The 12,195-nt window shown below is 36.1% G+C and carries 14 protein-coding genes; 4 read left to right on the forward strand and 10 right to left on the reverse strand.

The annotated features are described in order from the left end of the window. The first annotated feature begins 78 nt into the window (after positions 1 to 78). The 4 genes from ACFSQP_RS03320 to ACFSQP_RS03335 all read left to right on the forward strand — a co-directional run bounded on the left by ACFSQP_RS03320 (position 79) and on the right by ACFSQP_RS03335 (position 4,097). The gene (locus tag ACFSQP_RS03320; protein WP_376891750.1) at positions 79 to 1,197 is read left to right on the forward strand and encodes a DEAD/DEAH box helicase; all 1,119 of its coding nucleotides are present in this window, start codon (positions 79 to 81) and stop codon (positions 1,195 to 1,197) included. A gap of 161 nt (positions 1,198 to 1,358) precedes the next feature. Continuing rightward, the gene (locus tag ACFSQP_RS03325; RefSeq protein WP_376891752.1) at positions 1,359 to 1,817 is read left to right on the forward strand and encodes a cold-shock protein; all 459 of its coding nucleotides are present in this window, start codon (positions 1,359 to 1,361) and stop codon (positions 1,815 to 1,817) included. Between the two features lie 46 nt (positions 1,818 to 1,863). After that, entirely contained in the window at positions 1,864 to 3,063 is a 1,200-nt protein-coding gene (locus ACFSQP_RS03330; RefSeq protein WP_376891754.1) for a porin, read from the forward strand. A gap of 32 nt (positions 3,064 to 3,095) precedes the next feature. After that, positions 3,096 to 4,097: a metal-dependent hydrolase gene (locus tag ACFSQP_RS03335; RefSeq protein WP_376891755.1), complete on the forward strand. Its 1,002-nt coding sequence runs from the start codon at positions 3,096 to 3,098 to the stop codon at positions 4,095 to 4,097. A 9-nt stretch (positions 4,098 to 4,106) separates the two neighbouring features. Here ACFSQP_RS03335 and ACFSQP_RS03340 read toward each other — a convergent pair whose 3' ends face one another. The 10 genes from ACFSQP_RS03340 to ACFSQP_RS03385 all read right to left on the reverse strand — a co-directional run bounded on the left by ACFSQP_RS03340 (position 4,107) and on the right by ACFSQP_RS03385 (position 12,180). Next, positions 4,107 to 5,228: an ABC transporter permease gene (locus ACFSQP_RS03340; RefSeq protein ID WP_376891757.1), complete on the reverse strand. Its 1,122-nt coding sequence runs from the start codon at positions 5,226 to 5,228 to the stop codon at positions 4,107 to 4,109. Beyond that, positions 5,225 to 6,331 carry an ABC transporter permease gene (locus ACFSQP_RS03345; RefSeq protein WP_376891759.1) on the reverse strand — a complete coding sequence of 369 codons (1,107 nt, stop codon included), beginning with the start codon at positions 6,329 to 6,331 and terminating at the stop codon, positions 5,225 to 5,227. Before ACFSQP_RS03345 ends, ACFSQP_RS03340 begins: the two co-directional genes overlap by 4 nt. 28 nt (positions 6,332 to 6,359) lie before the next feature. Continuing rightward, positions 6,360 to 7,094: an ABC transporter ATP-binding protein gene (locus tag ACFSQP_RS03350; RefSeq protein ID WP_376891761.1), complete on the reverse strand. Its 735-nt coding sequence runs from the start codon at positions 7,092 to 7,094 to the stop codon at positions 6,360 to 6,362. Between the two features lie 77 nt (positions 7,095 to 7,171). Continuing rightward, positions 7,172 to 8,074, reverse strand: a complete 903-nt coding sequence (locus tag ACFSQP_RS03355) for an ABC transporter ATP-binding protein (protein ID WP_376891762.1) — start codon at positions 8,072 to 8,074, stop codon at positions 7,172 to 7,174. Between the two features lie 6 nt (positions 8,075 to 8,080). Further along, positions 8,081 to 8,539, reverse strand: coding sequence for an OsmC family protein (locus tag ACFSQP_RS03360; protein WP_376891764.1), 459 nt, complete (start codon positions 8,537 to 8,539; stop codon positions 8,081 to 8,083). Between the two features lie 18 nt (positions 8,540 to 8,557). Continuing rightward, positions 8,558 to 9,058 (reverse strand): hypothetical protein, encoded by a 501-nt coding sequence (locus ACFSQP_RS03365; protein WP_376891766.1) that lies wholly within the window; start codon positions 9,056 to 9,058, stop codon positions 8,558 to 8,560. Between the two features lie 15 nt (positions 9,059 to 9,073). Beyond that, positions 9,074 to 9,976: an HlyD family secretion protein gene (locus tag ACFSQP_RS03370; RefSeq protein ID WP_376891768.1), complete on the reverse strand. Its 903-nt coding sequence runs from the start codon at positions 9,974 to 9,976 to the stop codon at positions 9,074 to 9,076. 79 nt (positions 9,977 to 10,055) lie between these two features. After that, positions 10,056 to 11,309, reverse strand: a complete 1,254-nt coding sequence (locus ACFSQP_RS03375; RefSeq protein WP_376891769.1) for a TolC family protein — start codon at positions 11,307 to 11,309, stop codon at positions 10,056 to 10,058. 5 nt (positions 11,310 to 11,314) lie between these two features. Beyond that, positions 11,315 to 11,926: a TetR/AcrR family transcriptional regulator gene (locus ACFSQP_RS03380; protein WP_376891771.1), complete on the reverse strand. Its 612-nt coding sequence runs from the start codon at positions 11,924 to 11,926 to the stop codon at positions 11,315 to 11,317. Between the two features lie 86 nt (positions 11,927 to 12,012). Further along, a complete protein-coding gene (locus ACFSQP_RS03385; protein WP_376891773.1) occupies positions 12,013 to 12,180 on the reverse strand; it encodes a hypothetical protein in 168 nt (55 codons plus the stop codon). Between the last annotated feature and the right edge of the window lie 15 nt (positions 12,181 to 12,195).

Below are 12,195 nucleotides of genomic sequence, written 5' to 3' on the forward strand. Positions count from 1 at the left end.
TTTTGTAACTAGTTTTTGCTGCAAATAATATAAAACTGCTTAAATAACAATACCTTTACCGCTCAATTTACAAGCGTCATGACAACATTTGCTCATTTAGGTATTCAAAAAGAATACGTAAAAGCCCTAAAGGAATTAAATATTATAGCACCAACAGCTATACAAGCGCAAACCATACCGATACTTTTAAATAACCAAACCGATTTTATAGGTTTAGCTCAAACAGGTACCGGCAAAACGGCTGCTTATGGTTTACCGCTACTACATATAATTAGCCCTTTAAATTTAGAAGTTCAGGCGCTTATTTTGGCACCCACGCGCGAATTGGTGCAACAAATAAAGAAACAACTTTTTAAATTTACCAAATATTGTAATGATTCGGTTTATTGTGAAGGCGTTTATGGCGGTGAGAAAATAGACCGGCAAATAAAAGCCCTAAAACGGCCGTCTCATATTGTTGTTGCTACACCAGGCCGATTATTGGATTTAATAGAACGAGATGCTGTAAATATTAAGCAAATACAAACGCTTATTTTAGATGAGGCAGACGAAATGTTAAGCATGGGTTTTAAAAACGATTTGAATAAAATCCTAAAATATGCTACTACCCATTGTAATACGTGGTTGTTTTCGGCAACAATGCCGCCCGAAATTCAAAGCATTGTAAAAACCTACATGTCGCCTAAAACCATAAAAATAGCGGTTAACAAACAGGAAGTAGTAAACACCAATATTAGTCACCAATTTGTACGAACCGCCTTAAAGCGTAAAGAAACTGTTTTAATAAGCTTGTTGGATCAATTTGACAAACAGCGCGGTATTGTATTTTGCAACACCAAAGCCAGTACCCAAAACGTATATAATATTCTAAAAAACGAAGGCTTTTTAGTTGGCGCATTGGAAGGCGATATGCCCCAAAAGGAGCGAGACAAGGTCATGCGAGCCTTTAAAAACGAACGAATTCAGATATTAATATCCACCGACGTATCGGCTAGAGGCATTGATGTAAGCAATTTAGCCTTTGTAATTCACCATCAATTGCCCGAGCAAGCTGCTTATTATACGCACCGCAGTGGCAGGACAGCTCGTGCGGGTAAAAAAGGCCGTTCTATAGCTTTAATTCTGGACGATGAACAAAAAAACATTCAAGAGCTTGAAAAAAAGTTAGGCATCCAATTTACAGAATTCCACCGGTAGTTTTTAAAAAAGAAAATTAAAGTCTTATCTTTGTAGACGTTGCAGGAGTAATCCAAACAAGGAATTTGGATTAATAATACTACCGTGGTTCTTTTTTATAACAGGCTTTTATTATTTTATTTCTTCAATTTAACCCTTAAAACTATTTCCATAAAATAAAAATGGCAAAATCTCAACAGACATTTAATAAAAGTGAAAAAGAAAAAAAACGTTTAAAAAAACGCGAAGAAAAACGCAAAAAAATGGAAGCCAGAAAAATGAATAAAGAAGCTGGTGGTTCCGATGGCATTCAATTTGCCTACGTAGATTTTAACGGAAATCTTACCGACACGCCTCCCGATCCGTCTATGCGTGTAAAAGTAGATGCCGAAAGTATAGAGGTTAGCATTCCAAAACGCGATGACAGCGAGGTGGAAGCTTTCGATCCTGTTCGTACTGGAAAGGTGTCGTTTTTCGATAACTCCAAAGGCTTTGGTTTTATAATTGATTCGGAAAACCAAGAAAAATATTTTTGTCACGTTAGCGGGTTAGTAGACGATATAGCCGAAAACGATGCGGTTTCTTTCGAACTTGAAAAAGGCATGAAAGGTATGAACGCCGTTAAGGTTACCCGTATTTAAAAAAAGCATTATTTTTGTATTCTCTCAATAAATTTTTTGTTTCCATATGAAAGTAACCACGCTATTATTAGTTTTTGTTCTTGTATTTTCTGGGTTTAATAGTGCTTTGGCACAAACCGATACCACTGCCGTAAATAAGATAAAAGTAGATTACACAAAAAAGGGATTTACCTTTAGTACTGCAGATGATAATTATGCCATGCACATACAATCGCAAATTCAATTTCGATTTTTTACACCAACAGATCAGAGTCCAACGGCTTTCGATGATTTTTCAAAACCAGACGAAACCGGATTTAAAATTCATAGGGCACGTTTAAAAATTGGAGGACATGCATACAAGCCGTGGTTTAAATACGCCATACAATACGATTATGCGCGCGGTACTTTATTGGATTTTAGGGTAACGCTAGATCGTTGGGACTTTTTTAAGGTAGAACTAGGGCAGTGGAAAACTGCTTATAGTAGAGAACGAACCATTTCATCTGGTAAACAGCAAATGATGGACCGTTCTATTATAAACCGAGCTTTTACCATAGACAGACAAACGGGTGTTGCCTTTTCTGGGCGCGTGTTTCCAGAAACGTTGGCAGACTTTACTTACCATGTTTCGGTATTAACAGGTACAGGCAGAGGCGCGACAAGGAATGACGATTCGCATTTAATGTATGTAGGCCGTTTGCAGTGGAATATGTTTGGTAGAGAACTAGAAATTACTGGATCCGATTTAAAGTTTCACGACAAACCAACGGCTTCCTTAGCCTTTGCTGCTGCCACGAATAGAAGTCAGTTTACCCGATTTTCAACCTCTGGAGGTGGTAATTTAGAAGGATATACTAGTAACGCCCCTGGGCAATATCGTATTAATCAAGGATTAATTGAAACAGCGTTTAAATACCGCGGATTTTCTTGGCAGCACGAATCGCATTTGAAAAAAATTACGGACTACGAAACAAATACCGATAAAACACTTTCGGGTTACTACTTACAAGCAGGGTATTTCTTTTCCAATATAGCAGATTTTGTTCCGGCCCCGTTGGAAGTGGCTGGTATTTTTGCTAATTATACCCCGGATACGGATTTTAGCAATAGCTATGAACAAGAGTATGGTGTGGCGTTTAATTGGTTTTTTAAAGAGCATAGAAATAAGCTTACCATGGAGATAACCCGATTTTCTTACAAAACAATTGATAACATAAGCGATAACCAATGGCGTTTTAGAGTTCAATGGGATATTTCTTTCTAATAAATGTTGGACATAATCGCTGTTAGGCTGCCATGGATTCTTTAACCCAAATTGTTTTAGGAGCGGCTGTAGGAGAGGCTGTTTTAGGAAAAAAAGTAGGTAATCGCGCTATGTTTTATGGCGCTATTGCGGGTACTATTCCAGATTTAGATATTATTGCCAATTTTTACACCGACACCGTTACGGCACTTGAAATTCACAGAGGTTTTACACATTCGGTGGTGTTTTCGGTTATATTTGGGCCCCTGTTTGGTTGGCTTGTTTCGCGTTACGAGCGTTATAAATCCTTTAAAGGTTGGGCCTTACTTTTCTTTTGGGCTTTTTTAACGCATCCTATTTTAGACGCCCATACCACTTGGGGAACCCAACTTTTATGGCCATTGGATTTACGCCTTGCTTTTAAAACTATTTTTGTAATAGACCCGTTGTACACACTACCACTGCTGGTATTTCTAATTTTAACCATGTTTCAGGAGCGGACATCCAAAAAACGCCGTATATATAATAGAACAGGACTTTTTATAAGTACTGCCTATCTAGCGCTTACATTGGTGTTAAAGTGGACGGCCTATACTAAATTTGAGTCAGCACTAGCCGCCCAGAATATAAGCTACAATAAAATAGATACAAGGCCTTCACCATTAAATACCATTTTATGGAGTGCCAATATTGAAACTGAAACTTCTTTTTTACTCGGTTCGTATTCATTTTTCGATACCCAACCCATAAGTTTTGTAGCTTATCCAAAAAACCAACATTTAATCAAGCACCTTAAGGATCATGAAAAAATGCAGCGCATGATTCATATATCGAAAGGTTGGTACACCATTTCCGAGCGCAATAATCAGTTGTATTTTAACGATTTGCGTTTTGGGTTATTAAGTTTAGAACCGGGTTCGGATAGTTTCGTATTTCAGTTTTTAATAGAGTATGATTCGCAAACAAATAACCTTCAATTTACAGAACTTCCCAAGCGCCCTAGAGACGCGAAAAAACTGTTATCCGAACTTTGGCAGCGCATAAAAGGGACCTAAATCACCAGGTTAGGTGGTTTTTCTGTAGCGCCAAACGGCTAACGTATTCATTATAAAGGCATAAAGCAAGGTCTTTAATATTTGCGGGAGTATATCCATAAATCCAGAACCCTTAAGCATAACCATGCGCATGACTTCAACAAAATACCTAATTGGATTAAACTCGGTAAGTATTTGCGCCCAATAAGGCATACTTTCTATAGGCGTAAATAAGCCACTCATTAAAATAAAAATAACCGTAAAAAACCAAGCTATAAACATAGCCTGTTGTTGGGTATGGGTAAAGTTGGAAATGAACAAACCAATTCCTAGAATTACCAGTAAATAAATGCTGGTGTAACCATAAATTAATAGCAAACTACCTATTACTGGTATTTTAAAAATGAATGTGGCTATTAACAAACCAACCGAGAGAATTCCGAGTCCTATTATCCAAAAAGGCAAGAGTTTGCCAATAATAAACTGACTTTTTTTTATGGGGGTTACATTTATTTGTTCCAAAGTTCCTATCTCTTTTTCTCGAACAATATTCATTCCCGATAAAAAAAGTGTAATCATAGTAACCAATAGCACCAAAATACCAGGAACCATATAGGTTTTATAATTTAAGGTTTCGTTGTACCAAAAAAGTGGTATGGTGGTTATGCTAACAGGCATATAAACGGTGTTGCTTGCCGTTATATAGGTTGGGCGAACACCGCTATTAAAACGCTTAATAATTTCCGATACGTAAACGTTAACAAGTCCGGCGGCAGCGCCATCAATGGCATTAACGGTAACGCCAAGTGCTTGCGATTTTTCATTTTTTAAATGCCGTTCAAAATTAGTGGGTATCTCTAAAATAACATCTACATAACCAGCTTGCATGGCTTTATTGGCGTAACCATGTGTAGGGTAGTTAGCCACAACGTTAAAATAATTAGAGGCCTGAAACTTATCTATTAACGCGCGCGAACAAGCACTGCCATCGTTATCCACAAAGGCAAATTTTATGGCTTTAACTTCGAATGTAGCTGCATTCGATAAAATAATTAATTGGAGTAGTGGCAGAATAAAAATAATAGGTAACATCCCTTTATTTCTAAATATCTGTCTGAATTCCTTCTGAATAATATAGCCTATTGTTTTCACTCCAATCTTATTTTATACTTTTTAATACTAATGCCAATAAACACCACGGTCATGGCTATTAAAGTAACCGTTTCTTTCCATAAAACTTCTAATCCAACTCCTTTTAGCATAATACCTTTTACAATAATTATAAACCATTTTGCAGGAATAATGTTGCTTATATATTGCAAAGGCAGAGGCATGCTGCTTATTGGAAAAATAAAACCAGATAACAAAATAACGGGTAGCATTAATCCCATTAAGGAAATCATCATAGCCGTTTGTTGCGTTGCTGAAATGGTTGAAATTAATATACCTAATGCTAAAGCCGAAATGATAAAAAGAATACTTTCCAGCGCCAACAGCCACAAACTTCCCTGTAGCGGCATGTTAAATACAAAAATGCTTAACAGCACGATAACAGTGGCGTTAATAACAGACAGGAAAACATAAGGAAATACTTTACCCAGTATAACTTGTAAAGGCGTAATTGGCGACACCAGAAGTATTTCCATGGTACCGAGTTCTTTTTCCCGAGTTATTGAAATGGAGGTCATCATGGCCGAAACAAGCATAAGTATAACCGTCATGACACCAGGCACAAACATATACACACTTTTTAATTCTGGATTGTAGGCCATTCGGGTTTCCGAAACAACTACCTGGTTAACTGGAATAGCTGCATTGCGTTCTTTTGAATAGTGACTAATTATGGAGCCCATATAATTTGCTACGGTATTGGCCGTATTGGGGTCTGTGGCATCCGTAATTATTTGAACTGAAGCAGTTTTAGTTTTAATAAGCTCTTGATTAAAATGAATATTTATATGTAAAACAGCCTTAATTTTTCCTTTTTTGAATGCCGTTTCAATAGCTTCTTCGTTCGTTATAAATTGCTTTACACTAAAATAGTTTGAGGCTGAAATTTTTTGGATTAAGGCTTTCGAGGCGCTATCATTTGCACGGTCTAAAATGGCAATATCTACATTATTAATTTCATTAGTTATGGCAAAACCAAATAAAAGAATTTGAACAATGGGCATACCAAAAAGAATAAACAACGAGCGTTTATCTCTAAAAATGTGAAAAAACTCTTTTTTTATAAAGCCTTTAAAACGTTTCATTTGGTGTACCTATAAAGATTTTTGATTTTTATGTTCTTGCTAATTTTAAAAAAACATCGTTCATACTTGCCGCATTAAATAATTTTTTTAAGTTTTTTGGTGTATCCAAAGCCTCTATATTTCCTTTTACCATTATAGAAACCCGATTGCAATATTCTGCTTCATCCATGTAATGCGTTGTTACAAAAATGGTGGTGCCTTTGTTAGCAGCACGGTAAATTAATTCCCAAAATTGCCGTCGTGTAATGGGGTCCACACCGCCTGTAGGTTCGTCTAAAAAGACAATTTTTGGATCGTGAAGTAAAGCCACTGAAAATGCTAATTTTTGTTTCCAGCCCAACGGCAAGGCACCAACTAAATTATTGGAAACCGCTTCCAGGTTTAAGTCGGCTATCAATGCTGCTGCTTTTTCTTTTATCTGCAATTTTGATAAGCCGTAAATGCCACCAAAAAAAGTAATGTTTTCGGTTACGGTTAAATCATCGTATAAAGCAAATTTCTGACTCATATAACCAATACTTTTTTTAAGGCTTTCGGTTTCTGTAAACACATCAAAACCTGCTACTTTTGCAGCACCAGAACTGGGGTTTGAAATGCCAATAAGCATTTTTATAGCCGTTGTTTTTCCGGCACCGTTAGCTCCTAAAAACCCAAATATTTCGCCTTTATAAACTTTAAATGATAGGGCATTTACAGCTGTAAAATTTCCAAACATTTTTGTTAGTTTATTCACTTCAATTACGGTGTTATTATCTGGGTACATAGTATTACTGGTTATGGATGTGGTAGATACTTTTTTTAATTGCTAGCAGGTTTAAAATAGCTCTGGACTCACCTTTTTTAGCGTGCCAAGGCCATAAAACTGTCTTCAATGGTGGCCTGTGTTTCTTCAATATAAATATGGCTTAACTGGTTATTTTCTAAATAGGTTTTTAAGGCCTCTATTGAAAAGGTATCGCGGGTATCTGAATAATGAACAAACTCACCAAACGGATACACGCTGTGTTGGTACGGATATGCCTGCAAACTTTTAATTAATAAATACATATTGTTTGCACTTATATTAAAAATGGTTTTAGGGTATTGCGCTACCAAGGCTTCGGGCGTATTAATTTGTAAAATTTTACCATCTTGTATCAGTGCAATTCTGTCGCACATGGCAGCTTCATCCATATAGGGAGTAGAAACTAAAATGGTAATATTTTTTTTCTGTAAGCGTTTTAGCATGACCCAAAATTCGGTTCTGGAAACGGGATCTACACCGGTTGTTGGTTCATCTAAAAAAAGAACTTTTGGCTTATGAATTAAGGCACAACACAAGGCAAGCTTTTGTTTCATTCCACCCGATAGTTTACCTGCAGGCCTGTTTTTAAAAGGCTCAATTTGCACATAAATATCTTTAATTAAATCGTAATTTTCTTCTATAGTTGTTCCAAAAATAGTGGCAAAAAACGCCAAATTTTCGGCAATGGTTAAATCCTGATATAGCGAAAATTTTCCTGGCATGTAGCCAACCTGATTTCGGATATCTTTAAAATGGTTTACAACATCTAAACCCGCTACAGATGCGGTGCCGGTACTAGGCTTTAAAAGGGTTGTTAATATCCTAAATAAAGTTGTTTTACCAGCGCCATCGGGACCAATTAAGCCAAAAAGTTCATTTGGTTTTACTTGAAATGAAATGTCTTGTAAGGCTTTAACTGCTTTGTAATTTTTGCTTACCCCATTTACCGAAATCCCCATAACTAATTAGTTTTGAATGGTTATTTTGGTTGTCATAATGACTTTCGACTTTATTGAGTTTGAAATTAAACATGCCGCTTCTGCTTTCTCTACTATGCGTTTGGCACGTTCTTGCTTGCTGGCATCTGTTATTACTACTTCGGGAAATAAGTGTATCTCGCTCATTATAAATTTGCCATCTACTTTTTCCAAAATTCCTTCGGAAGCGCATGTAAAACTTACATAGTCTAATTTAGACATTTCTGCTATTGCCAAAAATGTGGTCATTAAACAACTGCTTACCGCAGCGGTAAACAAATGTTCTGGCGACCATATATGTGGTACACCACCCGGAAACTCGGGCGGCGTGGCTACAGGAATGCAATTGGTTTCGTTTGTTTGTGTGTTTTCCAATTCGGGGGAACACATTAGTCCTTTTCTGTTTTCAGTCCATTTTATATGAACATGATATTTGTGTTTTTCCATGATAACTGAAGTTGTATATTAATTAAAATATTGCGTGTAGGCCTCAATATTTACTGTAATTGCCTGCTCTAATTTTTTAGCATCATCTAAATTGTCAACTATTAAAAGTGCATTTATTTTATCAATTAACGGATGTAACCAAATATGTAAATTATCGTGAGCAGGACCCGTCATAGAACAATTTTTAACTAGGAAGTTTTTAACTTCATTTAGTTCTTTAGCCAACTCATGGTACTCTTTAATAGAATTTGGTTGCATACTATTTATAGCGTTTTCAAGCTGTTGTGCGCCGTTGTTGGTGGTGGCATCGGCTTCCCATTTTTCGCCATTATTTAACTGTATTTCTGTTGTCCAGTTGTTGGTGTAAATAGGACTATTGTCGTGATTTTGCTCATCTTTTGGCACCTCTCTAACCGGATTATTTGTATCCTGACTAACCGTGTTACCGGACTGGCTGTTGTTATTATTTTTGCAGCCTAAAAAGGCTAGCACACAAAATGTAAGCATGACTTGTTTCATAATTTTAAGTTTTAATTAATTTATTAATTCCGTGTTTAGCCACATCTCTGCGGGCATACCTATTTTTAAATCGCCATCGTTTTTTACGGCAATTTTTACGGCGTATACTAAAGCTACACGCTCTTGTTTTGTTTGAATAATTTTTGGAGTAAATTCCGCTTCATTAGCAATCCATATAACGGTACCTTTATAGGATTTTAAACCGTCGTTTTTATCAATTTTTACTGTCACGGTTTCTCCCAATGTTATATTAGCAAGCTGTGTCTGACTTACAAAAACACGCAATTCCATGGTGTCTAAATTTGCAATTTTATATAGCGGTTTGCCAAAGGTTGCTATCTCGTTTGCTTCCATAAAACTTGTTAAAACAGTTCCTTTTACCGGGTTTATAAGCGTACTTTTCTTAATCTGATCTTTAATTTGCTCAATTTGTATGTCAATTAATTTTAATTCGTTTACCACCGGTGCATTTTGAATTTCCACCCGACGAATTTGACTATTAATAACAGCAATTTCACCCAAAATATTATCCAATTGTTGTGGGGTAGCTGCTTGGTCCTTTAGTAAGTTTTTAATTCTAGTTTTGTTTTTCGTTGCGGTTTCTAATTGGGCTTTTAAAACATGAATCTCCGATAATACGCCGGCAGATTTGCTAGTTATAATATCTTTATTTATTTGTAATTGCGTACGTTTTAAATGTAAGGGTAGTGTATCAATATAACCTACAAAATTGGCTGCCTGTAAAGTAACACCCTCTTCAACTAAAAACTGCATGAGTTTTCCTGAATTTTCGGCAGATATAATAACTTCAGTAGCTTCAAAATTGCCGTAGCCATCTGCTTTTTCCGAGCCATTGCTGCACGAAATAAGGCTGGTAAGCATAACACTTAATCCTAATAAATATGTGTTGGTTTTCATTTAATTTTCTAACTTTTAGATGGTTTTATATGGTTTGACTTTGTAAAGGTTGCTGTGCACCACATTTTTTTGAATTAATTTAATGGCCTTTGGCTAAATTGTAATTGGCTTTTGCTAATTGTAAGGTTAAACTGTGTTGCGCAAAACGATTTTCAGCTTCAAATAAATTGGTTAATTCTGTTATATAGTTGGAAACGGGTATGACACCGTTTTGGAGTTGCGATTCCGTGCTTTTTAAAACATGTTTCCGAAGCGCAATAATTTCAAGATCCATTTGAAGCATACTCGAAATTTTTGAAATTTCTTGTTCATAGGCGTTAACTGCTATAGATGTATTTAAGTGAAATATTTCGGCATCATTATCCAATCTATTCTGATTTATTTGAAGCGATTGGCGTTTCTTTTTATTTATTTGCCAGTCAAAAACAGACCATTGTAATTTAACCCCAACAGTATAAAAAGTTTGAAAGGAATTGTCTAACATATTTAAGCCTGGATTGCCATAACCTCCCGAGGCGAATCCGACTAATTTAGGACTAATTTCCTTTTGAATGAGTTCTTTTTTGCTTTCAATTTCTTCTTTTTTTAAGGCAAACAACGCCATTTCTGGCCGGTTAATACTATCGGAAATATGAACTGTAATTTCAGGTGTTTCAAAGGTGGTGTTAATTGAAATAGGCGTTCCTAAAAGGGCGGAAAGCGATTGCATTAAAACTGTTTTTGTACTGATTACTTCGGTAGATTGTTGTTCTATTTTTAACAATTCGGCTACAATAACATTGTCGGATGCGGGTAGTATAACCCCATATGCAATCCCCGATTTAACCTCTTGAAGTTTTTGCTCCAACTGTCTTTTTTTTGCCTGCAGCAAGCGATGGTGTTCCATTTGGTGCAATATGGAAAAGTAGAAACTATTAACCTGCTGTTTTAAATTGTACAGCTGTACATCCAAATGTTTTTGTTGGGTATTTAATTCGGCGCTTTTTACACTTTTTAGCGCAGCAATTTGGCCGTTGCCAAAAATTAGCTGATTTATGGATAGTGTGGCTTTGTACTGATCGTTATTTGGTGGATTTACTGCTACATCCGGTAAAGGAATTTGTGTAACATCGGATAAGTATACAGCCTGCGCATCTAAATTTATTTGCGGTAATTTACCTGCATTTATTTCTGCTAAATTTAAAGTTCGTTGATTTTCTATTAGCATTTTTTGTTGCACCAACGGATAATTTTCTGCCAGTAAGTTGTAACAAGTTTCCAAGGAAATGGTGGCTTGCGATACCCCTATATAAGGGAATATTATAAGCCACAAAAAGGTAACTGCTGGTTTCATAGAGCCTATTTTTTTATCGCACTAATTATAAATTCCGATACCGCATGCTGGCGTTGTTCCATTAAAGCGTTAAAACTGGCTTCGGTATCGCTTGTAAAGGTTTTAACCAAGGGTTTGGCTAAAAAAGGAAACATATTTAGAGCCAATATGTTAATAAAAAGTTGTTTACCACAAATAGGCTTTAAAATTCCTTGGTCCACTTCTTGTTTTACGCGCGCTTCAAATTTTGTGCTTTGTAGTGGCGCCGTTTCATGAGGTAAGTTTTGAATAAAGTTTGGATTTTGGTTTAATTCCTGAATTACAAAGCTGGGTAAATAGGGGTGTTTCATTATAAAAGGTATGTAACTAGCCGAAAAATTTTTCACCTTTTCTTCTACAGAGGTATCATCATTCAAAATGGTATTTAATTGCGGCGCTAATAGGGCAAAAGCCTGTTTAAAAACAGCTTCAAATAAAAGTTGTTTGTTGCGGTAATAATAATGCAACATTGCTTTGTTTATATTGGCGGCATCTGCAATTTCTTGCATACGTGCGCCTGCCATACCTTTGGCTTGAAATATCTTTTTTGCAGCTTCTAATATTTGTAACTCCGTTGTGTCGTCTTTCTTTTTTGCCATAACTAACTTTTAAGTTTAACCATTTGGTTAACAAACTTACAAAAAACAATTCATTACGCGAATGAATTGTTCAACTAATTTAAATATTATAGGGTTGTAGTGGTATTATCTTGGTCCTGCGATTCCTCTTTAGGCTTTCCACTCATCATAAATTTAATTAAGAAACCGACTAAAGTTATACACACTAGCGCAAAAATGGCTATCATAATAACACCGTTAGTCCAGTTGTACAGTGCAAGGTTTTGAGCAATCATAGTTGTTAGTTTTGG

The organism is Bizionia sediminis, from assembly GCF_042684585.1.
GTDB classification, from domain to species: Bacteria; Bacteroidota; Bacteroidia; order Flavobacteriales; family Flavobacteriaceae; genus Algorimicrobium; species Algorimicrobium sediminis.